The following is a 21,699-nucleotide window of genomic DNA, read 5'->3' as shown; positions in this document are numbered from 1 at the left end:
TGGACGAAACGGAGTTACGGCAGAAACCGGGACTCCTGGAAGGGACCGGGCCTCGCGGCACGCCCGGCCCCTCGCCTCGTGGGCCCGCCGGCTCAGCAGGCGGCCACTTCGTCGTCCTGGAGCGACCTCGCCTCTTCGATCAGCGCCTGGGCGTGGTCCGCCACGAAGCCGTGACCATCGGGGGTCGGGTGGATTTCATCCCAGCACAGAGCGGTCAATGGCAGACCGAGCTGCTTCACCCAGGTCTCCGAGTTCTGGCTGCTCGGAGATGACATGAATATTCGTCTCATGTCTTGAAACAAATCAAACACCTCCCCCAAGAACCGGAACCGAGGCACCTGCCACCACTGGGACGCCAACTCCGGGGCCAACGACCTCTTCGCCCTCCCGCGGTCGCCAGCACGCGCGCGACACCCCGCCCGCCCGGAGGCCCCCGGGCACGTGAGCCGCGCCGAGACAGCATGTTTCGCACGTAGTAGACGCCTCGCATGGTCTCCACCAAGACGCAGGCGCCGGCGCGGCCGTGGCTTCTGCTGCTGCCCTTCCCCGCCATCCTCCTGGGCGCGTTCACCGCGAGCCGAGGCGGCGCCCCCACCACGGTCTTCGCCACCAATGTCGTGGCGGCGGTGCTGGGCACGGGCGTGGTGCTCCTGCTGCGCCAGGTCTCGATCTCGGGGCTCCGGCGCATCGCCGTTCCTCTCGCGGCCGGCGCGGTCCTGCTCACCGCCTCGACGTTCCTGTTCCCGGGGCTCGACGGAGTCCACCGCTGGCTTCAGTTGGGGCCTGTCCGGCTCCATGCGTCCGCCATCGCCACGCCGTGGGTGCTGCTGGGCATCAGCGTCGCCCTGAGACAACGCTTCGCCATCTCCGCGGCGCTGGCCCTGGCGATGTCGGCCGTCCTCACCGCGCAGCCCGACGCGGGGCAGGCAACGGCCTTTGCCCTCGCCGCGAGCCTCTTGCTCGCACAGGCCCGCGCGACACCGTGGCCGCCGCGAGCCTTGGGCTGCGTCGCGGTGCTCGGGCTCGGCCTGAGCGCGTGGCTCCGGCCGGACCCGCTCGAAGCCGTTCCCCATGTCGAGGGCATCGTGGGGCTGGCCTCGGACCTGGCGCCCGCGCTTGGCGTGGGGGCCGTGCTGGCCCTGGCGCTGCTCCTGATCCCCACCCTGCCAGGTGTGTCAAAGGGCACAGTGAGCGAAGGCCTGCCCGTCAGCCTTGGTGTCTACATCGCCGTGACGCTTTGCGCGCCGGCGCTCGGCGACTTCCCCGTTCCCGTGATGGGCGCGGGCGCCAGTCCCGTGCTGGGTTGGTACATGGCCCTGGGGATTCTCGCGGTCTGGCGGCGCCCGCAGGAGCACCCCACCCCGTAGCGCTGGCGGCGACTGGCAAGCCCCGCTGGGGCCTCGCACTGTCGCCCGACGTCCAGCGCCGAGCGGGGGTGCTACCTTTGGCGGTATGAGCTTCTTCCAGGAACCGCCCAGGCTGGGGAATCAGTACGACGACGACGCGCTGCTGAAGAGCTACCTGGCGCGCACCCTTCCCGAGGATCTGCTCCGCTCGCTCACGGACGAGTTCCGCGACCTGGGCGACCTGGGCGGCGACTACTTCTACCGCTTCCAGCTCCGGGACAGGCTCAACGAGCCCGAGCTGACCCAGTGGGACGCCTGGGGCCACCGCGTCGACCACATCGAAGTGTCCCCGCTGTGGAAGGAAGCCGAGGCCCTGGCCGCGAAGCGCGGCCTCGTCGCGACGGCCTATGAACAGAAGAGCGCCGAGCTCAGCCGCGTCCACCAATTCGCACTCAACTACCTCGTGCAGCCGTCACTGGATGTGTATTCGTGCCCGCTGGCGATGACGGACGGCGCCGCGCGCTCGCTGCTCACGCTGGGCAACCAGACACTCATCGACCGCGCCCTGCCCCGCCTGACGTCTCGCGACCCGGCCACGGCGTGGACGTCCGGCCAGTGGATGACGGAGCGCACGGGCGGTTCGGACGTGGGCCTGACGCAGACGGTGGCCCGCGAATCCCCCGAGGGCTGGCGGCTGTCCGGCACGAAGTGGTTCACCTCCGCGACCACCGCGCAGATGGCGCTGACGCTGGCTCGCCCCGAAGGCAACGGCCCCGGCGGCAAGGGACTGGCGCTGTTCTACGTGGAGACGCGAGACGCCGCCGGCCGCCTCAATGGCATCCAAATCAACCGGCTCAAAGACAAGCTGGGCACGCGCAAGGTCCCCACCGCGGAGCTGACGCTGGATGGCACCCTGGCCGTCCCCGTCGCGGGTTTGACGGACGGCATCCGGAACATGGCGTGGATGCTCAACGTGACGCGCACCTGGAACGCAGTGGGCTCCGCCTGGGGCATGCGCCGGGCGCTCGCGCTGGCCCGCGACTATGCCCAGCGACGCGTGCAGTTCGGCGCGAGGCTCGCGGACAAGCCGCTCCACGTGGACACGCTGGCGGGCCTGGAGGCGGAGTTCCAGGCGGGCTTCCTGCTCGCCTTCCGCGCCGTGGAGCTGCTGGGCCGCATGGAGGCGAAGGTCGCCACCGAGCAGGAGCTGCTCCTGCAACGGCTGGTGACGCCCCTGGCCAAGCTCACCACCGGCCGGCAGGTGGTGCACGTCACCTCCGAGGTCACCGAGTCCTTCGGCGGTGCGGGCTACGTGGAGGACACCGGCATCCCCCGCCTCCAGGCGGACGCCCAGGTGCTCTCCATCTGGGAAGGCACCACGAACGTGCTGTCCCTGGATGCGCTGCGGGCCCTGGCCAAGGTGGGCACGCTGGAGGCCTTCTTCCAGGAAGTGGAGACCCTCATGGGCCCGGTCCGGGATGCCGGCCTGCGGCCCTGCGCCGAGGCCGCCCACGCCGCCCTGGAGCACGCGCGGGACTGGGTCTCCGGCGCGCTGGAGAACCCCTCCACCCTGGAGGCCGGGGCCCGCCGCTTCGCGTTGACACTGGGCCGCACCTTGGAGCTGGCGCTGCTGAGCGCCCATGCCCAATGGTGTCTGGACCACGGCCACGGCCCCCGGAGCCGGGCCGCGGCCCGGCGCTTCGCGTCGCACGGCGTCAATCTCATCCAGCAAGACTCGAACCTGGAAGAAGCCCGGCTGTTGGCATGAAACAACGCCACACATCGAAACAGACCCAATCACTTACACTCAAATTCGTCCCCAGGGCTGGCTGAATCGACTCGTAAGAATCGATAAATCCAGCCGTGGGGCCCCTCGGGTCATAGGGCCCCTCCCTCTGGGACAGGCTCCCCTGGAGGCACCCGAGCGTCGCCTCATGGACGGCGCCCCTCCCATCACAGCCAACCCAGACTTCCGCTGACGACTCCCAAACTCGGAACGTGTGTAACACGTCACGCTTCGAGCGAGGACCTGACCGAACAAAGACAGACTCGTGAAAAGGCAGAAAATTTCGGCTGCCAAGGACACCCGCAATCTCGAATCATGCGTTCCATGCACACGATGCAATGGCGAAGTTTGGACGAGATGTTTGGGCAACTCAAATCGCCAGAGGGCTGCTCCGTCGAGCAGCTCTCGCGAGAGGACGTGCCTCAAATCACGATGCTCCTGGGCACCTGGTACCCGGACATCCGGGTCGGGACGGAGAGCCGGCACCTGGAGCCCTCTTTCTACGACAAGGACGTATACCTTCAGGGCGAGTCGCCGGATCGGCCCGTGTATGCGTTCATCTGCCGGGACCTGGCCACGCGGGACATCATCGGGCTGATGACGCTCGAGCGGAACGTCCGGGGGCTCCAGTTGTCGGCCACCATGGGCGCCGTGGAGCCATCGCAGCGCGGCCTGGGCCTGGGGCAGCTCGGCATCTCCCTGCTGGAGCAGGTGGGCCGCAGCATCGGCGCGGAGGTGGTGCTCTACTACTCCACGCTGAAGCTGGCCCGGGTGCAGCGCAACGCGGAGCACCGCGGCTTCAAGCTGGTGGGCCTGGTGCCCGCGTTCGACGTGGATGCCATCGCCCCGAACACGGTGAAGCGCGTCTACGAGGCCCTCTACGCCAAGGTCCTCGTGGGGCCGGAGCGGGTCCACCTCCCGGACTGGAACGCGTTGATTCCCACCACGCGCGCGCTCTACACGCACCTGTTCGGTCCGCATCCCTCGGCGGCCGCGTCGGAGGGCGCGCCTCCCAGCCTCACCGTCCCCGCCTCGGCGCAGGTGCCCACCTCCGCGTCCGAGGTCCGTCATGGTTGAGATCCGCTCCTTCGACGGTGACGCGAAGGAAGCCTCCCTGTTCCTCAACGGCGTCTGGCAACGGACGTACGGCGCGAAGATGGGGCTGACCCTCTGGGATGAGCGCTTCTTCGACTGGTTGCTCTTCAGCAATCCCCTGGCGGACCGGGACTACATGCTCGGGGCGTATTCGAAGAACAAGCTGGTGGGGGTCTTCTTCGCGGAGCCCGCGAAGATTCAACTCGGCCAGCGGCAGGTAGACGGCACCTACGGCAGTTGGGCCACCGTGGCGCCGGAGAGCCGGGGCCAAGGCATCGCCGTCAAGATGTCGGACGAGATGCTGTCCCGCCACCGCGAGCGCGGCGCGGCGCTCACCCTGGCCTGCGTGTCCGACGGGACCTTGGGGCAAGCCTTCTGGGGCCGGCGGAGCCACGCGCGTTACCTCAACGGCCTGTCGCTCTGGCTGTACACCTTCGACAGCCGGAAGGCGATCCGCTGGTCGCTGAGCGCCACCGAACGCGCGTTCCTCACGCTCACCCAGCCCTTCCAGCGGCGGCGCTTCGAGGGCGCGCGCACCGACGGCATCCGGGCCTACCAGCCGAAGGACCTGCCCCAGTGCATGACGCTGGTCCAGAAGATGATGAGCCCGGTGAACCTGGGGTACGCCTACACCACGGAGCGCCTGGCGCACCAACTCCAGTACCGCCAGGTCCCCCGGACCTTCGTCCTGGAACGGGACGGCGTCATCCAGGGCATGGTCAACTACTACACGCTTCAGATGACGGCGCGAGGGCTCCTGACGTCGGGGCTGGTGGACCTGATTGCCTTCAAGGAAGGGCTGCCACTCTCGGAGCAGCGCCGGCTGCTCTGGGTGGCCATGCAGGACATGGTGGCCCAGGGCGCGGATTGCGCCGCGATATTGCACAGCCCCTGCACGCCGGCCTCATTGATGCTGCGCTCGGGATGGCTGCCTTTCCCGGGAGGCGCCCGGGTGACATGCCTGCTCTCCTCGCCCGACGTGGAGCTGCCCGCTTCGCCACGCGTCTTCATGCACCTGCGCTGACGCGCCACGTTCCAAAGCAACACCACACAAAGAGGTACGGGGCGACCCGCCCGTCTTCGTGTTCGAATTGTCACACATCCGGGGGTGAGTTGAACGGAGAGGAATAAGCGTCCAGGATTCGTCACGCTCGAACGGCAGCGGCCTTCGCGCCGTCGAGCGTGCCCCTCCGAGGCCCTCTCATGAAAAGAATTGCACCACGCCTCTCCCTGCTCACGCTGCTGGTCTGCGCCGCCTGTGGACCGGAGGCCGTGGACGCGCCGTCCTTTCAGCCCCAAACCCAGACATCGGCCCTGGCGGCGCCTCGCTGGGATGCCACCACGCCCGCGTTGACCGCGCGCAGCGGCGCCATCGCCACGCGGCTGCCCAGCGGCGCGGTGCTCGTCACCGGCGGAACCACGACCAGCGGTCCGCTGAGCACGACCGAGCTCTACCATCCGGCCACAGCCACCTGGCCCCCCACCACGGCCATGAGCAGCCGGCGCAGCGGACACGACCAGTGCGGACATCTATGACCCATCCACCCATGGGTGGACTCCCGCGGGCATGATCGCCGCGCGCCACCGGCACACGGTGACGGCGCTGCCCTCCGGCAAAGCACTGGTCACAGGTGGCAACATGTGGCCCGGCACGCTGCGGACCGCGGAGCTGTATGACCCGGCCACCCATGGTTTCACCTCCGCGGCCCCCATGGGCGTCGCGCGCAACAGCCACAGCGCCACGCTGCTGCCCTCGGGCAAGGTGCTCGTGGTGGGCGGCAGCGGCACCACCTCGGCCGAGCTCTACGATCCGGCCACCAACACCTGGGCGCCCACCGGCTCCACCTCCCGCGCCTACTGGAACCACCACGCCGAGCTGCTGCTTTCGGGCAAGGTGCTCGTCTTCGACGACAGCGGCACCAGCGAGCTCTACAACCCGGCCACGGGCACCTGGAGCACCGTCGCGGCCCTGCCTGGCGCCCGCTCCGACGGCGCGGTGGCGCTGCTTCGCTCCGGACAGGTGCTGTCCGCCGGTGGCTTCGCGGGTTCCGCCTATACGGCCGCCTCGGCCCTCTTCGACCCGGGTGAACGCACGTGGAACGCCACGGCGCCGCTCGGGATGGCGCGTTGCCAGCACACCGCCACCGAGCTGTCGTCCGGCGCGGTGCTGGTGGCTGGAGGCTCGAACGTGGGGACGCCGATCGCCAGCGTGGAGGTCTACGACCCGGGCGCCCGCACGTGGTCCTCGCTGGCGCCGATGACCGAGGCTCGCAGCGGACATGCGGCGCTTCGGCTGCCCTGGGGACAGGTGCTCGTCATTGGCGGGAATGTCTCCACCACGGTGACCACGGCGGAGCTGTATGACCCGGCCACGAACACCTGGACGCCGACCGGCAGCTTGAACGTGGCGCGTTCTGGCTTCAGCGCCACGATGCTGCCCACCGGGAAGGTCATCGTCACGGGTGGGCGCAGTGGCATCACGTACTTCACCAGCACCGAGCTCTACAACCCCGCCACTGGCACATGGAGTGCCACGGGCAACCTCGGCTTTGGCCGAGCGGACCACGCCGCGGCCCTGTTGCCGGATGGCCGTGTGCTCGTCACGGGAGGCGCCTACTTCGCGAACTCGCTGACGCATCAGACCGCGACCTCGGAGGTGTATGACCCCACCACCGGCGCCTGGTCTCCCAGCGGGAACCTCTCGCTGGCGCGCAGCGACCTGACCTTGAACGTGTTGAACACGGGCATGCCGCTGGCGGTCGGGGGCCGGAACGGCACTTCCATTCCATTCGGCGCGTTCTCGACGAACGCGGTGCAGGCATACTCACTGGCGACTGGCACATGGACGTCCGCGAGCTGGCTGAGGTCCGCGCGGTACTTCCACTCGAGCGCCGTTCTCGCGTCGGGGGAACTCATGACGGCGGGAGGCCAGGCACGCTTGGGGGCTGGCGTCCCCGTCAACACCTTGGGCAGCGCGGAGCTGTACAACCCGGCCACGGGCACCTGGACGGAGACCGCGGGCATGCTCGCCGGCCGCGCGGACTTCACGCTGACGCCGCTCTACACGCAGGAGGTGCTCGCGGTGGGATGCGGGCTCGCGGGTGAGCCGTCCGCGGAGCTTTATACGCCGTAGGGTGTGTCACAGGCACAGGGCCGCGGACACGTTGTGTCCGCGGTGCCTGGGGCAAGGTTGAGAGGCCCCCTGCAGACCCGCTTGAACGGAGGAAGTGTCCGCCCGCAAGGATCTGCCCCCAGCGCTCGGCGTCGGTCGCCGCGAGGCCCCGTCAGCGCAGCCAGGCGAACGCGCGTTCGAGCTGGGCCGCGCCGTCATCGAGGTAGCAGCGCCCATGCCCGAGCAACACCCGGCGTGGCTGCCAGGCCCGCAGTTGCTCGTAGCTCGCGCGAGCCTGTTCGGTCCGTCCCCAAGACGTCACCTGGACCTCGCGCGGCGTCTGCCCGGGCCACATCGTTCCGCCCAGCGAGAGCAGCCAGCGCCAGCGCGGCTGGAGACGCTCGGGCTCCAGCGCCATGACCATGTCCGCGAGGATCAAGGTCGAGGACGCACCGTGGAAGAACGCGACCTCTTCCACGAAGCGACTACCGCGAAAGATGTGTTGGCCCAAGTCGCGCGACCAGGCCGGTGGTGCGGTGTCCTCCAGGTCCGCGTCGAACGTGACGTCGATATTCTGTGAGCGCGCACGCTCACGAACACCCGGAGAGGCCCAAGCCGTCGCCTGCGGATAGCGCGCCTTCCACGCGGGGATGCTCGCGTAGTGGAACCGGTTCGGTGAGACGAGGTGCGCGACCGGGCCGAGCGCATCCACCTCCGCGAACAACTCGGGCGTCGGCGCCGTGGGCGACCAGAGCCACAGGCCCCCGGAGTTCAAGCGGACAATGGCCATGCGCGTGGGGAACGGCAGCGAAAGCGGGCCCACGCGCATCCTCGCCACGGGCCCGTCCACCCACCACACGTCATCCGCGAGTGGCTTGAGGGTCGACAGGGGCGCGTAGGGCAGCACCCCATCGCTCCACTCCGTCGCGTGCGCTGCGCGCTCCTGGCTGTCCGCGGTCATGACCTGGCCATCGTAGCCGTAACCGAACTCGACGGGCACACGGCGAAACCTGCGCTCAGCCAGCGTACCTCCCGAGAGGTATGGCAGCAGTCCCGCCTCCGGCTCACATTTCCGCCATCACCTTCGAGGAGGGATACGTGAAGTCCACCCTGCCGCCGCATCACGGGTTGCCAGACTCAATCCTCAACGACCCGGAGCTGGTGATGCGCACTGATCCGGAAACCCCATCACTGACCGATGTCCAATACGAAGCTCTCTCCCAAGGAGCTGCACGCGGCACTTCAATGCTCGTGGTCGCACCAACCTCCACGGGCAAGACGCTCATCGGCGTATGGGCCTTGACCACCTGGCTCCTCAATGCCCCGCCCAGGAACGCCGTCTACCTAGTCACCCATCGAGCGCTGGCTCGCCAAAAGTTCGAAGAGCTTCAAGCGCTGCTGTGTGAGCGCTACTTCCAGGGAGACAAGCACAGCATTGTCCTCGCCAACGGCGACACCATCGAAGATGGCGCCGGCTCCGTTCCGACGGACCCACTGAATGCCCCCGTCCTGGTGGCGACCTACGAGAAGTACCTGGCGATGCTCTCTGGGAGCGGCTCACCGTCCGACACTTCTCGTCACATCATCATCTGCGATGAAATCCAGATCATCGGCGACGAACACCGGGGGCGCAGCATCGAAGTCCTCCTGACGATGCTTCGCAACGCCCGTTGGGGACAATTCATCGGCCTCTCCGCTGTCATCGATCCACGAGACGCCAAGGACCTCAGCGAATGGCTCGGCGCCAAGCTCGTCCACGTCGGCCAAAGAGAAAAACACCTCCACTACGAATGCCGAACCCTCAGTCGAATCCGCACGTTTCGAACGGATCGACCCGAACTTGGAATCGAAGAGAAAACGCCCCCCGGGCCGCTGGGCACCGAGAAGACAATCGCCGAACTCAAGAAGAACAAATCAGCCCTGCCGATCGTCGTCTTCTGCATGACCCGCAAGCGTGTGGACGAAGCCGTTCGCGCATATGCGCAGTCCCTAGGGATGAAGATCGACGACACCCACCCCTTGCACCCTAAGCTGCACGAGCCCACGGCCGCAGCCCGGAACCTCTCTCAATTCATCCCCCGTCGCTTCGCGTTTCACAACGCGGAGTTGATGGACGACGAACGACGACTCGTCGAGGACGTGCTCAAAAACAAAGCCCTCGACATCGTCTTCGCAACGAGCACGCTCGCGGCTGGCGTCAACTTCCCCTTCAAGACAGCGGTCTTCGACGAATGGAAGCGCTGGAACCCGAAGACCAAGACTCGCGATCCCCTTCCCGCAAGTGAATTCCAGAACATGGCGGGTCGCGTGGGGAGGATGGGGACCGCCCACTCCCACGGAGCCATCATCTTCTCATCGACTGGTACCTTCATCGATGCACAAGCATCGAATCAGTACCTGCAACCCGACCGGGCGACGCCACTGACCCCGAGAATCACCCCCACCGGATTCAGCCAGCTCGCGCTCCAATTGGTGTCCTCCGGCGTCTGTCTCAACGAGTCCGATGTCGCCGAATTTCTTTCCAGCACGTTCAGCGCCATGCGCGAGCGCGAATCGAATCAGACAGGACTCGAACACTGGAGACGGGCCATGGCGCAATCCATCCAAGCACTTCGCGAGTGGGGGTTCCTCCTGTGAAGAAACTGCATGCAACCGAAACAGGGCGACAGGTGGCATTCAGCGGACTGCTCCCGGAAACGGCCCACTATCTTCTCCAGTACCTTGCCGACCAGGGCTCCGCACTCCGTGAGATGATTCCAGACGGAGAACGATCCACAGGAGATATCAGTCGCCTTGACTACTGTCTCATCAATGCCAGCCTGACCTCTCCGGAGTTTTCCAGTCGCCAGCGGACGCGCATCATCCACCACGGATTCGGCGAGGCCACGCAAAACGATCTCGTTGAGGCCTACGCGGACACCCTTGCCGAGCAGCCATGGCAGGCTTATCGCTCGGCCGCGAACTCCTCCAGCCTTCTTATGCACTGGCTCGACGGCGTCCCGGTCAACCTTCTCGAAGATCAATTCCCCAATGTTCGAGCGGGGTCGATCATGGGACTCTGCCGAGACCTGACCTGGGTGCTCTCGGGGCTCTCCAATATCCTCGCGGCAGCGAGCAACCCGAGCCAGTCCAAGGGAGAGCGTCCCCAGGCCTTCAGGTTGCTGTCCCCCCAGGCACTCACCGATCTCCGGCTCCTCATCTCCCCTATCCGGCAGCTTCAGTGGAGGCTGGACGTCGGCCTTCCCACCGCCGCGCTCTGGATGACGGAGCTGAGGGCTGAATCGGGGGAGCGAGCCATCTCCAGGGTGGAAGCCATCGCGCTCCACAAGATGGGCCTCGGCACGTTCGAGAGCCTGCGGCTTCGGAGCAACTGGCACCAGCTCGTCGATACGTTGAAGGCGCTGGATGCCCACAACGCCAACGACAAGGCCATTGAGTTCCAGCGGCTGGCGAACGCGTGGCACGACACCGTCAGACAGCGGCGACTGGCGCAGCAACTTACGCGGCTGAGCGACGAAGACAAGCCTCTTATCGAGGGCTTCTACAACCACCGGGAAAAGGGGTTCGAAAGCGCGTTCGAGGCCCTGCTGGAGCGCGCGGGGATAGCTTACGAACTCTTCGACACGGGACAGAAGCCAGGGGCCTTCGACTACATCCTACATTTCGACGGGCGGCCCAGCATCGTCGTCGAATGTAAAACCAAGCAAGGCAACAACCTCGTCGACCTGAACGCCGCTCGCGTGGTCCTCAGCAGCTCAGAGCAGTTCGGCCATCAGGACCTGTTCTGTGTGACGCTCTGCCAACCAGGAATCGACCCCAACGTCCCGGAACAACTCCAGTCCTGCGCCCGGCTTGGCGTCGTGGAGACCCACGACCTGGCGGAAGCCTTCGTTCGCCTGCTGCGGCGAACCATGGATGCCCATGCGCTCTACGACTGGCTCTCGCAACCCGGGCAGATCAAGGCTGAGACGCTTTTTGTTCATACCCGCGCGGCCGCTGAACCCGAGGCTCCGTAGCCTCCCGACCGGGCAGTGACGCCACACGGAAAGACTTCACGTTCGTCACCTTCCCCGAGCGCTCCAACACGCCCTCTCCCACTAGGAAGAGGGCGCCATGGATGTCCTTGCGGCACCGCTCATACACATCCGGAGGAACCACCAGGTTCGCGATGCCTGTCTCATCCTCCAACGAGATGAAGCAGATGCCCTTGGCAGTGGGAGGCCGCTGGCGGCAGATGAGCATGCCTCCCACTGCCACCTTGCGCCCATGGGACACCTTCTTCAAACCCTCCGCCGTCACCGCGCCCAGCTTCTTCAGCGTCGGGCGCAGCAATTCCAGCGGATGCTTCTCCAGCGACAGACCCACCGTGTCGTAATCCGCGCAGACCCGCTCCAGAACATCCATGGAAGGCAGCTCCACCGCCGTGCCGTCCATGGCCATTCCAAAGAACAAATCATCCGCATCCAGCGGCCCCAGCGCCTGAAGCTCCCACAAAGCCTGTCGCCGGGAACCACACAGTGACGCCAGCGCCCCCGCCAAGGCCAGCCGCGTCAGCTCGTGCCGAGGTATCCGCGTCCGCCTCGCCAGGTCCCCCACGTCGCGGTAGCCCGTGCCCTTCGAGGCCGCCACCCGCTGCCCGGCGGAAGCGCCCAGGCCCTTCACCATCCGGAGTCCCAACCGCAACGCCCTGCCCCCCTCCTCCAAGGTGCAATCCCAGTCCGAGAGCCGCACGTCCACCGGCCGCACCTCCACGCCGTGCCGCTGCGCGTCGGCCACCAGCGTATGCGGCGCGTAGAATCCCATGGGCTGCGAGTTCAACAGCGCCGCCGTGAAGGCCGCCGGGTAATGGCACTTCAACCAACTGGACGCATACGCAATCAGCGCGAAGCTCGCCGAGTGGCTCTCCGGGAAACCGTAGTGCGCGAAGCCCCGGAAGTTGTCGAACCACTCCTCGGCCTGCTTGCGCGTGTAGCCCCGCGACGTGCAGCCGTCCACGAAGCGTCCCCGGTATTGCAACAACATGGACTCGGCGCGCTTGTGGCTCAGCACCCGCCGCAGGCCGTCCGCCTCGCCCGCCGTGAAGCCCGCGGCCACCATGGCCAGCTTCATCGCCTGCTCCTGGAAGAGCGGCACGCCCAGCGTCTTGCCCAGAATCTCCTTCACCGCCTCGCTCGGGTACTCCACCCGCTCCTGGCCGTGCCGCCGGCGCAGGAAGGGATGCACCATGTTGCCAACGATGGGCCCCGGGCGGATGAGGGCAATCTCCACCACCAGGTCGTAGAACGTCCGAGGCCTGAGCCGGGGCAGCATGTTCATCTGCGCCCGGCTCTCGATCTGGAACACGCCCACCGTGTCCGCCTCGCACAGCATGTCGTAGACCTTCGGGTCCTCGGCGGGCACCGTCGCCAGGGACAGCTCGCGCCCGTGGTGCTCACGGATCAACGCGAAGCACTTCGACAGCGCCGTCAACATGCCCAGCGCCAGCAGGTCAACCTTCAGCAGCCCCACCGCGTTGATGTCGTCCTTCTCCCATTGGATGACGGTGCGGCCCGGCATCGCCGCGTTCTCCACCGGCACCAGCTCTGTCAGCGGCTCGCGCGTCATCACGAAGCCGCCCACGTGAATGGACAGGTGCCGGGGGAATCCCTCCAGCTCCATGGCCAGCGCCAACGTCTTCTGGACGCGGCCGTCCTCCGCGGACAGCCCCGCCTCACGCAAAACGTCCGGCGTCACGTCGAAGCCGTTGGACGCGGACACCTTCGACAACCGGTCCACCTGGTCCAGGGACAGGCCCAGGGCCTTGCCCGTCTCGCGCAGCGCCAGCCGGCCCCGGAAGCAGATGACCTCACACACCATGCCCGCGCGCTGGCGGCCGTACTTCGCGTAGACGTACTGGAGCACCTCCTCGCGGCGCTCGTGCTCGAAGTCCACGTCGATGTCCGGCGGCTCCTTGCGCTCCATGCTGAGGAAGCGCTCGAACAGCAGGCCCATGCGCACCGGGTCGATGGCGGTGATTTGCAGCGCGTAGCACACCGCCGAGTTCGCCGCGCTCCCCCGCCCCTGGCAGAGAATCCCCCGCCCACGCGCGAAGTGGACGATGTCCCACAGCGCCAGGAAGTACCCCGCGAAGTCCAGCGCGGCGATCAGCTTCAGCTCGTGTTCGATCTGCTTCACCACCGCCGCGGGCACGCCGCCCGGGTAGCGAAGCTGGAGCCCTTCGTAGGTCAACGCGCGCAGGTGCGCGTTCGCGGTGCGGCCCTCGGGCAGGTCCTCTTCGGGGAAGCGGTAGTGCAAATCATCCAACGAGGCGTGGCAGCGCGAGGCCAGCTCCGCCGCGCGCGCCAGGGCCTCTGGCCGATCCGCGAACAGACGCGCCATGTCTCGCGGCGACTTCAGCGTCCGCTCCGCGTTGGGCAACAGCCGCGTCCCCACCCGGTCCACCGACGTCCCGTGGCGAATGGACACCAACACGTCCTGCAGCGGTTGCCGCCTGCGGTGGTGCGTGTGCACGTCGTTGTGCGCCACCAGCGGCACGCCCAGCTCCCGCGCCAACCGCTCCGCCCGGGCCTCCCGCTCCGCGTCCCCAGCGGACAGGGTGCGGCACACGCCGACGTGGAAGCGCTCCGGAAAGGCCTCCGCCAGCGAGGCGACCTGCTCGAGGGGCGCGGGCTCGGGCAGGAGCGCGAGCAGCCCCGCAGACCGGTCCGCCAGCGCCCGCCAGGGCAGCCCCGCCTCCCCCTTTGGGTGCGTCATCCGGCTCTGCGACACCAGGGCGCACAGGCTGGAGTACCCGGTGCCATCCGCCGCGTACACCACCACCGGAGGGCCGTCCTCCAGCGTCAGCTCGGCGCCCAGGATGAGCCGGACGCCGTGCTCCTTGGCCGCCAGGTGCGCCTTCACCGCGCCATACAGGCCGTCCGCGTCCGTCAGCGCGAGCGCACCCAGCCCGAGCCGCGCGGCCGTGGCCACCAGCTCTTCCGGGTGCGAGGCCCCGCGAAGGAACGAGAAGTTGGAGCGGCACACCAGCTCGGCGTAATCCACGCCCGGATCTAGATACTGAGCGGGCGTTCAGGCGCTAGATTGGATCTTCCCTTCACGACACCGGACTTCATGGGTTGACGTGGATGAGGTCGATCACGGCGACGGGTGGAGGGGGGCGCCTTCGCGCGCCGCGTGGCTCCGCGAGCGAGGCCCCCTCCCACGCACCTCAAACCAAGACGCACACCGCGCCCCCGAACCGGCCCCCTCGCGCCGCGCCCACCCGAAACGAGAGGTCCTAACCCCGCGAGGGCACACGCGTTTCGCTGAATCACGGGGCGCGGCGACCTGGGTGCGCCCTGACGGCGCGAGGCACTGACGCACCCGCCCACGGCCTCGACGAACCGCCCTTCCCTCGGCGGCGCGCCGAGGAACCTCCCCGCTTGCACAGAAATCACGTATACGCCTCCGGACAAATTTTCGCGGAGTACGAGCGACTCGGAAGGGAGGCCAATCCCCCGAGACTGCTTCGGAGGAATGGATGGAGTTGTCGAGTCTCGAGTCGAGTTTCTGGGCAATCAGCCCCGGCGTCATTGGCGCCGTGGGGTTGCTCTTCGCTGCGGTCTTCTACTTCCGCGTCAAGGCGCTCCCGGACGGCGACGCGACGATGAACCGCATCGCGGGCTACATCCGCGAAGGCGCGATGGCGTTCCTCGTCCGTGAGTACAAGGTGCTCGCGGCGTACTGCGCGGTCATCGCGGTGCTCATCGGCCTGGCGCTGGGGCCTCTCGCCAGCGGCAGCTTCGTGCTGGGCGCGTTCCTGTCGCTGCTGGCCGGCTACATCGGCATGAAGGCCGCGACCTACGCCAACGTGCGCACCGCGCAGGCCGCGCGCTCGGGCTCGAAGCCGAACGCCCTCCTCGTCGCCCTCGACGGCGGCGCGGTGATGGGTCTGGCCGTCGCCGGCCTGGGCCTGATTGGCATGGGCGGCGTCTACTACTTCTTCCAGGGCCACCCGGAGCTGTCCCCCATCCTCCACTCGTTCGCGGTGGGCGCCAGCTCCATCGCGCTGTTCGCGCGCGTGGGCGGCGGCATCTACACCAAGGCGGCCGACGTCGGCTCCGACATCGCCGGCAAGGTCATCGAGAACATCCCCGAGGACGACCCGCGCAACCCGGGCGTCATCGCCGACAACGTCGGTGACAACGTGGGCGACGTGGCCGGCATGGGCGCCGACATCTACGAGTCCATGGTGGCCGCCATCGTCGCCGCCATGGCCATGGCCCTGACGGCCAGCGCCACGGACCTCTCCCGCCTCGTGGTGGACCCCGCGGCGACGGGCAACGCGAAGATCGCCGGCGTGGTGCTGCCGCTCGTGCTGTCCGCGGTGGGCCTGGTGGTCAGCCTCCTGAGCATCTTCATCGCCCGCGCGCTCAAGCACATGAACCCCGCGCAGGTGCTGCGCAGCGCGCTCATCCTGCCCCCCGTCATCCTGGTGGGCCTGTCCTTCGTGATGATGCAGGTGTTCGGCCTGTCCCAGGCCATCACGGTGGCCCTGGCCGCCGGTGCGTTCGGCGGCGCCATCATCGGCCTCGTGACGGACTACTACACCTCCGCCCGTCCGGTGCAGCGCATCGCCGAGGCCTCCATCACCGGCGCCGGCACCAACCTCATCCGCGGCCTCGCCGTGGGCATGGAGAGCGTCGGCATCTCGATGGCGACCATCGCCCTGGTGGCGTACATCGCGGACCAGGCGCTCGGCCTGTACGGCATCGCGCTGTCGGCCGTGGGCATGCTGGGTGGCACCGCCGTCGTGATGACGGTGGACGCCTATGGCCCCATCTCCGACAACGCCGGCGGCATCTCCGAGATGTCCGGCCTGGGCCCCGAGGTCCGCGCCATCACGGACGAGCTGGACGCGGTGGGCAACACCACGGCGGCCATCGGCAAGGGCTTCGCCATCGGCTCGGCGACGCTCACCGTCATCGCGCTCTTCTCCGCCTTCAACCTCGAGGTCAACCACACGCGCGCCGCCGCCGGCATGCCGCCGATGAGCCTGCTGCTGACCGACCCGAGCGTCATCGTGGGCCTGCTGCTGGGCTCCATCCTCCCGTTCATGGTGGGCGCCTCCACGATGCTCGCCGTGGGCCGCGCCGCCGGCGCCATCGTCGAGGAGATTGGCCGTCAGTTCCGTGAGATCCCGGGCCTGATGGAGCTCAAGGCCGACCCGGACCCCAAGAAGATCGTCGACATCGCGACCAAGAGCGCGCTGCGCGAGATGATCTTCCCGGGCATCGTCGCCGTCGTCGCCCCGCCGCTCGTGGGCTTCCTGCTGGGCCCCAGCGCCCTGGCGGGCCTGCTGGCCGGCGCGCTCGTCGTCGGCGCCACCATGGCCCTCTACATGGCCAACGCGGGTGGCGCGTGGGACAACGCCAAGAAGTACATCGAGAAGGGCAAGCTGCCGGGCCACGCGAAGGGCTCCGCGGTCCACAAGGCTGCCGTCGTCGGTGACATGGTCGGTGACCCGTTCAAGGACACCTCCGGTCCGGGCGTGGCCATCCTCATCAAGGTCATGAGCGTCGTGTCGCTGCTCGTGGCCTCCCTCATCGCCCTCCGGTAGGTGTTTCACCGCTCGCGGTGTGGCGCCCTGACCCCGGGGCGGCACGCCGCAAGCGGTTGCCCGCACGGTACGGCTCCCAGGAGCCGCGCGGTGCCTCGGCGCTCCGTCTGGACGCCGAGCCGGGATGAAGCCCGGCCGCCGGAGTCTCCCTCTGGCGGCCGCGTGCCCCCGGCCTCCCACGCTCCCACACGAATGTAGGACAGCGGACATCCCACCAAGCGGGGTCCGGGCGCCCGCGTCGCCGGCGGGGACGCATTACCTTTGGAAGGCGTGCCACCGCTGTCCCGCTGACAGAGAGGTATCCCATGGTCCTGGAGCTCTCCCAGCAGCAGATCCACCTCCTCCACGCCTGCCTGGCCGAAAGCGTCGACCAGTTGCGCGACGAGGTCCTCCACACCGACGAGCGAGCGCTTCGCGAGGCGCTCAAGGTGAAGCTCGACCAGTTGCAGGACCTCCAGCGTCAGGTGGATTCCCTGATGCGCGCGGAGGATGGTGAGGCAACGCTTCGCATGTGAGCGTCGGGCCAACGCGGGGCGCCGCCCGCCTGTTTGACAGGACGCCTGTGCGACTGCCAAACAGGATGCATGGACTTCACTCCCACCGCGTGGCTGCTCTGGCTGGTCGCGGCGCTCCTTCTGGGGGCGCTGGAGGTTCAGCTCACGACCTTCATGGTCTTGTGGTTCGCGGTGGGCGCCCTGGCCGCCTCCATTGGCGCCGCCCTGGGCCTGGGCCTCCACGGTCAGCTCTTCCTGTTCATCACCATTTCCGGCGCCCTGTTCGCCGCCTCGCGAACCCTCTTCAAAAACGTTTTCATGCGGGACGCCACGCATTTGAAGACAGGCACCGAGGCGATGATCGGGCAGGAAGCGGTGGTGGTGGAGTCCCTGGGCGAGTCGCACGGGGGCACGGTGCGCATCAACGGGGAGCTGTGGACGGCGCGCTGGCTGTCGGGCCCGGTGCCCGAGGGTGAGCGGGTCACCGTGGAACAGATCGAAGGCCTCAAGCTCTGGGTACGCCGACCAACGGCGTCAATGCCGGTTCCCGTGGGGGACTCTAAGAAGGAGGAGTCGGGATGGAATTCTTGACGATTTTGGGCATCTTCGCGGTCATCCTGCTGGGCATCGCCAGCTCGGGAATCCGCATCGTTCCGCAGGCCAAGGTCCTTGTGGTGGAACGGCTGGGCAAGTTCCACAACGTCGCCACCAGCGGCCTCAACTACCTCATCCCCTTCGTGGACTCGCCCCGCGCCATCGAGATGCGTACGGGCAACCGCATCATGCGCAGCAACCTGGTGGACCTGCGTGAGCAGGTCATGGGCTTCGACACCGTCCAGGTCATCACGCATGACAACGTGAACATGGAGGTCGGCTCGGTCATCTACTACCAGATCGTCGAGCCCGCGAAGGCGCTCTACCAGATCGAGAACCTCGCGCTCGCCATCGAGCAGCTCACGATGACGAACCTGCGCAACATCATGGGCGGCCTGACGCTGGACCAGACGCTGACCAGCCGCGAGACGGTCAACACCAAGCTGCGCATGGTGCTGGACGAAGCCACCGAGAAGTGGGGCGTGAAGGTGACGCGCGTGGAGCTGCGCGAAATCGAGCCGCCGCAGGCCATCAAGGCCGCCATGGCCAAGCAGATGACCGCCGAGCGTGAGCGCCGCGCCGAGGTCACCAAGGCCGAGGGCGACAAGGCCGCCGCCATCCTCCAGGCCGAGGGCGAGAAGATCTCCCGCATCCTCCGCGCCGAGGCCGAACGCGACGCCGAGGTGGCCCGCGCCGAGGGCCACAAGCGCGCCACCATGCTGCAGGCGGAAGGCAAGGCCGAGGCCACCCGCCTCGTCTTCGAGGCCATCCACACCGGCCGCGCCACGCCCGAGGTGCTCGCGCTGCGCTACATGGAGACCCTCCAGGAGCTGGGCAAGGGCGACAACAAGATGTTCATCCCCTACGAGGCCACCGCCACGCTGGGAGCCGTCGCCGCGCTCAAGGAGGTCTTCACCCAGGGCGACGACAACGCCGCCAAGCGCGCCCCGGCCCCGCAGCCCCGCACCGCCGCGGGCCTGAGCGCCCAGGCCATGGCCCGGAACACGATGGTCCCCGAGCACGCCACCCTGCCCGGCGGCACCCCCGCGGTCTCCGCGCGGCGCCCGCCGCGGCCCCTCGTGGACTCGAACGACGACTGAGACACACCCGTGGGTGTGAATCCGGCGCGCGGGAGGACTCCCGCGCGCCGGAGTCTTTTCAGCGGAGCCTGGGGAAGTACTCGCTGGACAGGGGCTGGCCCGCGCCCAGTGCCTTCAGGTGCAGGGAGAGCGCGTCCGTCAGCCCCTCGCTGTAGAGGAGGCGCTCCGGGTCGAACGTCGCCTCCACGTCCATGTAGACGGTGGCCAGGGAGATGCGCGTCTCGCCGGTCCTGTTCGCGTGGGCCGCGTGCAACGTCCTCGCGTGATGGAACGTGCAGTCCCCCGCTCGGAGCGGCACCGTGACGCGAGGCCGGAAGGCCACCTCGGGGTGCGTTTCCAACGCCTCGCCATCATCCGGGAGCGCCAGTTGGTGGGTACCGGGCCAGAAGGTCATACAGCCACGCGGTTCAGGGACATCCACCAGCGCCACCCACGCGGTGAGCGTCACGGGAACACCGTTGATGGGCAGTCCGCCTTCATCGGCGTGCAGGGGTGTGACCGTGGAGCCCACCTGTGCCTTGCGCAGCAGCTCTGACTTGAACATGCGCAGCGGCCGGCCCGCCAACCGCTCCGCGATGGCGGTGATGACGGGATGAAGCGCCAGGCGGCGGAAGGCTCCGCTTTCGAGCTGTGGGGAGGCGACCCAGTCCATGACCATCCCGGTTTCGGAGGGCCACCGGAGCGTGTCGTGACGCCGCAGCATCGCCGTGCCCTCTTCGAGACACTCAGCGACCTCCGCGGGCGTCAACACCTGGGGCACCTTCAGGAAGCCCTCACGCTGGTACCGCGCGACCTCGTCGTCTTGCAGGTCCATCTCGGCCTCCTCTACGCGCGAAACGCCTGGGCGTTCTCCATGGCCCAGGCCGCGAAGGTGCGCCCGGGACGACCTGTCACCTGCTCCACCGTGGGGACGAGCGCAGCCGCTTGCGCCGGGGGATTCGTGGCGAGCTGGATGCCGAACTCGACGTAGTCCTCCGGGTAACCATTGGCGCGGAGCCGTTCGCGCTCCTGCTCCTCGTTGAGCGCTTCGAAGGAAATGGAGCGGCCCACGGCCTTCGCGATGAGCGCGATGCGCTCCGCGGGGGTGAGCGCCTGCGGACCACTCAGGTGATACCGCTTGCCCGCGTGGCCCTCCTGCGTCAGCGCGACCAGCGCCACCGCCGCGATGTCCGCTTCGTGCACCACGGCGCTGGGCCACGCCGCGAGCTGCCGGACGGCGCCCGTTTCCTTGATGCCGGGCGCCCACTCCAGCGCGTTCGACATGAACTCGACCGGCTCCAGCCGCGTCCACCCGATGGCGCTTTTTTGAAGGGCGCTCTCGACGGACGTCTCATCCCAGCCGCCGAGCACCGTGGCCGTGCGAACGCCGGACTTCTCGGCGAGCTGGATGAGGTCGTCCCCGTTCGTCAGCGACTCGCCGTTGTCGCCGCCCAGGGTGATGAGGTGGACGGCGCTCACGCCTTCGAACGCGCGCGCAAGGGAGCCTACGTCCGCCAGGTCGCCTTGCAGGACCTCGACCTCCGGCGGAAGGTTCGCCCGCGCGGGGCTCCGCGACAGCGCGCGGACACGGTGCCCAGCGGCGACGAGCTGTTGGACGAGGTGCCGGCCGACCTTGCCCGTGGCGCCGGTGACCAGGATGAGCCCAGGCGAGCGAGGCGTCTTTTCGAGGGGTGTGTTCATGGGAGGCTCCATGTCGAGAGAAGGCCGCCCCCGTCCTCCGTGGGCGGCACTCGAACCGGATAACGCGGCCCCGCGACAGAACGTGTCAGCAGCCGACGTCCCCTGGGCACACCGGCGGCGTCAGGGCACGTCCTTGTCGTCCAGGGCCTGTTCAAGCTGGGCCTCGAATTCCTCGAACCACTGCCGCGCGAGCTCGACGCGGGGCCGGTGGAAGCGCTGCTCGGAGAGCTCCGCGTGCTGCACCCGGTCCAGGCGGAAGCGGGCGAACGCATTCCGCTTGAAGCACCAGGCCACGAAGACCTGCCGCTCCTGAAAGTACGCGAGCTGCACGGGCAGCACGACGCGCTCCGACACCTCGCCCGACTGATTCTGATACCGCATGAAGAGCCCCCGCTCCTCGCGCATCGCGCGCCGCACGAGCCCGAGCAGCGGCGACGGCCTCGCGCCGCCACGCTCCATGACGGGCCACAAGCCCGTGTCGTCGATGCGCCCCGCGAGTTCCTCCGGAACCGCCGCGCTCAGCTTGGCCAGGGCATTGGTCGCGGCCGAGGCCAGCTCCGAGTCCGGAAGCTGTTCGACCCAACGCGCCCCCAGGACCAGCGCCTCCAGCTCCTCCACGGAGAACATCAGCGGCGGCAGGAAGAACCCGGGGAGGAGCACGTAGCCCAACCCCGCCTCGCCCCCAATGGGAGCCCCGAGCGCCTGCAGCATCTGGATGTCGCGATAGACGGTCCGGATGGAGACCTGATGCTCCTCCGCGAGCACCTGCGCCGTGACGGCACTCCGGTGCCGCCGCAGCGAGTCCATGAGCCCGAAGAGGCGAAGAATCCTGTCCATGACGTCACCCGAGGCGAAGGGATGGCGCGCACCCTATCCGCTTCGCGGGAACCTTCC

General features: G+C 68.1%; 18 protein-coding genes. 12 read left to right on the top strand and 6 right to left on the bottom strand.

Annotation, left to right across the window (positions count from 1 at the left end):
• Nucleotides 1-92 precede the first annotated feature (92 nt).
• The gene (locus A176_RS14190; protein WP_002640778.1) at nt 93-275 is read right to left on the bottom strand and encodes a hypothetical protein; all 183 of its coding nucleotides are present in this window, start codon (nt 273-275) and stop codon (nt 93-95) included.
• A gap of 213 nt (nt 276-488) precedes the next feature.
• Here A176_RS14190 and A176_RS14185 point away from each other — a divergent pair, with 213 nt between their 5' ends.
• From A176_RS14185 to A176_RS14160, 6 genes are all read left to right on the top strand, one after another.
• The gene (locus A176_RS14185; protein ID WP_002640779.1) at nt 489-1,367 is read left to right on the top strand and encodes an FtsW/RodA/SpoVE family cell cycle protein; all 879 of its coding nucleotides are present in this window, start codon (nt 489-491) and stop codon (nt 1,365-1,367) included.
• Nucleotides 1,368-1,452: 85 nt separating this feature from the next.
• Nucleotides 1,453-3,114 carry an acyl-CoA dehydrogenase family protein gene (locus A176_RS14180; RefSeq protein ID WP_002640780.1) on the top strand — a complete coding sequence of 554 codons (1,662 nt, stop codon included), beginning with the start codon at nt 1,453-1,455 and terminating at the stop codon, nt 3,112-3,114.
• A 375-nt stretch (nt 3,115-3,489) separates the two neighbouring features.
• Entirely contained in the window at nt 3,490-4,209 is a 720-nt protein-coding gene (locus A176_RS14175; RefSeq protein ID WP_002640781.1) for a hypothetical protein, read from the top strand.
• The gene (locus A176_RS14170) at nt 4,202-5,251 is read left to right on the top strand and encodes a GNAT family N-acetyltransferase (RefSeq protein ID WP_002640782.1); all 1,050 of its coding nucleotides are present in this window, start codon (nt 4,202-4,204) and stop codon (nt 5,249-5,251) included. The genes A176_RS14175 and A176_RS14170 overlap by 8 nt, the downstream gene beginning before the upstream one ends.
• Nucleotides 5,252-5,430: 179 nt before the next feature.
• Nucleotides 5,431-5,763 (top strand): Kelch repeat-containing protein, encoded by a 333-nt coding sequence (locus A176_RS14165; protein WP_021780952.1) that lies wholly within the window; start codon nt 5,431-5,433, stop codon nt 5,761-5,763.
• Between the two features lie 31 nt (nt 5,764-5,794).
• A complete protein-coding gene (locus tag A176_RS14160) occupies nt 5,795-7,360 on the top strand; it encodes a Kelch repeat-containing protein (RefSeq protein ID WP_002640784.1) in 1,566 nt (521 codons plus the stop codon).
• Between the two features lie 151 nt (nt 7,361-7,511).
• On the opposite strand, the gene A176_RS14155 is transcribed toward A176_RS14160, so the two are convergent.
• Complete coding sequence (locus tag A176_RS14155) at nt 7,512-8,339, bottom strand: DUF4336 domain-containing protein (protein WP_002640785.1); 828 nt, start codon at nt 8,337-8,339, stop codon at nt 7,512-7,514.
• A 98-nt stretch (nt 8,340-8,437) separates the two neighbouring features.
• Between A176_RS14155 and A176_RS14150 the strand changes: the two genes are divergently transcribed.
• Together A176_RS14150 and A176_RS14145 are read left to right on the top strand one after the other, a co-directional pair.
• Nucleotides 8,438-9,976 carry a DEAD/DEAH box helicase gene (locus A176_RS14150; RefSeq protein ID WP_002640786.1) on the top strand — a complete coding sequence of 513 codons (1,539 nt, stop codon included), beginning with the start codon at nt 8,438-8,440 and terminating at the stop codon, nt 9,974-9,976.
• Nucleotides 9,973-11,355 carry a hypothetical protein gene (locus A176_RS14145; RefSeq protein ID WP_044889158.1) on the top strand — a complete coding sequence of 461 codons (1,383 nt, stop codon included), beginning with the start codon at nt 9,973-9,975 and terminating at the stop codon, nt 11,353-11,355. The genes A176_RS14150 and A176_RS14145 overlap by 4 nt, the downstream gene beginning before the upstream one ends.
• On the opposite strand, the gene A176_RS14140 is transcribed toward A176_RS14145, so the two are convergent.
• Nucleotides 11,297-14,380: an error-prone DNA polymerase gene (locus A176_RS14140; RefSeq protein WP_002640787.1), complete on the bottom strand. Its 3,084-nt coding sequence runs from the start codon at nt 14,378-14,380 to the stop codon at nt 11,297-11,299. The genes A176_RS14145 and A176_RS14140 overlap by 59 nt on opposite strands.
• Nucleotides 14,381-14,858: 478 nt before the next feature.
• Here A176_RS14140 and A176_RS14135 point away from each other — a divergent pair, with 478 nt between their 5' ends.
• The 4 genes from A176_RS14135 (at nt 14,859) to A176_RS14120 (ending at nt 19,125) form a co-directional block, all read left to right on the top strand.
• Nucleotides 14,859-16,937, top strand: a complete 2,079-nt coding sequence (locus tag A176_RS14135; protein ID WP_002640788.1) for a sodium-translocating pyrophosphatase — start codon at nt 14,859-14,861, stop codon at nt 16,935-16,937.
• A 305-nt stretch (nt 16,938-17,242) separates the two neighbouring features.
• Nucleotides 17,243-17,452 carry a hypothetical protein gene (locus A176_RS14130; RefSeq protein ID WP_002640789.1) on the top strand — a complete coding sequence of 70 codons (210 nt, stop codon included), beginning with the start codon at nt 17,243-17,245 and terminating at the stop codon, nt 17,450-17,452.
• Between the two features lie 69 nt (nt 17,453-17,521).
• The gene (locus A176_RS14125; protein WP_002640790.1) at nt 17,522-18,022 is read left to right on the top strand and encodes an NfeD family protein; all 501 of its coding nucleotides are present in this window, start codon (nt 17,522-17,524) and stop codon (nt 18,020-18,022) included.
• Nucleotides 18,010-19,125: an SPFH domain-containing protein gene (locus A176_RS14120; protein WP_002640791.1), complete on the top strand. Its 1,116-nt coding sequence runs from the start codon at nt 18,010-18,012 to the stop codon at nt 19,123-19,125. The genes A176_RS14125 and A176_RS14120 overlap by 13 nt, the downstream gene beginning before the upstream one ends.
• 58 nt (nt 19,126-19,183) lie before the next feature.
• Here A176_RS14120 and A176_RS14115 read toward each other — a convergent pair whose 3' ends face one another.
• The 3 genes from A176_RS14115 to A176_RS14105 all read right to left on the bottom strand — a co-directional run bounded on the left by A176_RS14115 (nt 19,184) and on the right by A176_RS14105 (nt 21,642).
• On the bottom strand, nt 19,184-19,939 hold the full coding sequence (locus A176_RS14115) for a phytanoyl-CoA dioxygenase family protein (RefSeq protein ID WP_002640792.1): 756 nt from the start codon (nt 19,937-19,939) through the stop codon (nt 19,184-19,186).
• Nucleotides 19,940-19,950: 11 nt separating this feature from the next.
• Nucleotides 19,951-20,805, bottom strand: coding sequence for an NAD(P)H-binding protein (locus A176_RS14110; protein WP_002640793.1), 855 nt, complete (start codon nt 20,803-20,805; stop codon nt 19,951-19,953).
• 120 nt (nt 20,806-20,925) lie between these two features.
• Entirely contained in the window at nt 20,926-21,642 is a 717-nt protein-coding gene (locus tag A176_RS14105; RefSeq protein ID WP_002640794.1) for a helix-turn-helix transcriptional regulator, read from the bottom strand.
• Nucleotides 21,643-21,699 lie beyond the last annotated feature (57 nt).

Source organism: Myxococcus hansupus, from assembly GCF_000280925.3.
Classification (GTDB): domain Bacteria; phylum Myxococcota; class Myxococcia; order Myxococcales; family Myxococcaceae; genus Myxococcus; species Myxococcus hansupus.
Note: the sequence above shows the minus strand (reverse complement) of the source record. Positions and strands in the feature narration are given on the sequence as shown.

Excerpts from the sequence above, each read along its gene's own strand:
- A176_RS14190 (WP_002640778.1), bottom strand. The coding sequence starts at position 275 with ATGTCATCTCCGAGCAGCCAGAACTCGGAGACCTGGGTGAAGCAGCTC.
- A176_RS14185 (WP_002640779.1), top strand. The coding sequence starts at position 489 with ATGGTCTCCACCAAGACGCAGGCGCCGGCGCGGCCGTGGCTTCTGCTG.
- A176_RS14180 (WP_002640780.1), top strand. The coding sequence starts at position 1,453 with ATGAGCTTCTTCCAGGAACCGCCCAGGCTGGGGAATCAGTACGACGAC.
- A176_RS14175 (WP_002640781.1), top strand. The coding sequence starts at position 3,490 with ATGTTTGGGCAACTCAAATCGCCAGAGGGCTGCTCCGTCGAGCAGCTC.
- A176_RS14170 (WP_002640782.1), top strand. The coding sequence starts at position 4,202 with ATGGTTGAGATCCGCTCCTTCGACGGTGACGCGAAGGAAGCCTCCCTG.
- A176_RS14165 (WP_021780952.1), top strand. The coding sequence starts at position 5,431 with ATGAAAAGAATTGCACCACGCCTCTCCCTGCTCACGCTGCTGGTCTGC.
- A176_RS14160 (WP_002640784.1), top strand. The coding sequence starts at position 5,795 with ATGATCGCCGCGCGCCACCGGCACACGGTGACGGCGCTGCCCTCCGGC.
- A176_RS14135 (WP_002640788.1), top strand. The coding sequence starts at position 14,859 with ATGGAGTTGTCGAGTCTCGAGTCGAGTTTCTGGGCAATCAGCCCCGGC.
- A176_RS14130 (WP_002640789.1), top strand. The coding sequence starts at position 17,243 with ATGGTCCTGGAGCTCTCCCAGCAGCAGATCCACCTCCTCCACGCCTGC.
- A176_RS14125 (WP_002640790.1), top strand. The coding sequence starts at position 17,522 with ATGGACTTCACTCCCACCGCGTGGCTGCTCTGGCTGGTCGCGGCGCTC.
- A176_RS14120 (WP_002640791.1), top strand. The coding sequence starts at position 18,010 with ATGGAATTCTTGACGATTTTGGGCATCTTCGCGGTCATCCTGCTGGGC.
- A176_RS14115 (WP_002640792.1), bottom strand. The coding sequence starts at position 19,939 with ATGGACCTGCAAGACGACGAGGTCGCGCGGTACCAGCGTGAGGGCTTC.
- A176_RS14110 (WP_002640793.1), bottom strand. The coding sequence starts at position 20,805 with ATGAACACACCCCTCGAAAAGACGCCTCGCTCGCCTGGGCTCATCCTG.
- A176_RS14105 (WP_002640794.1), bottom strand. The coding sequence starts at position 21,642 with ATGGACAGGATTCTTCGCCTCTTCGGGCTCATGGACTCGCTGCGGCGG.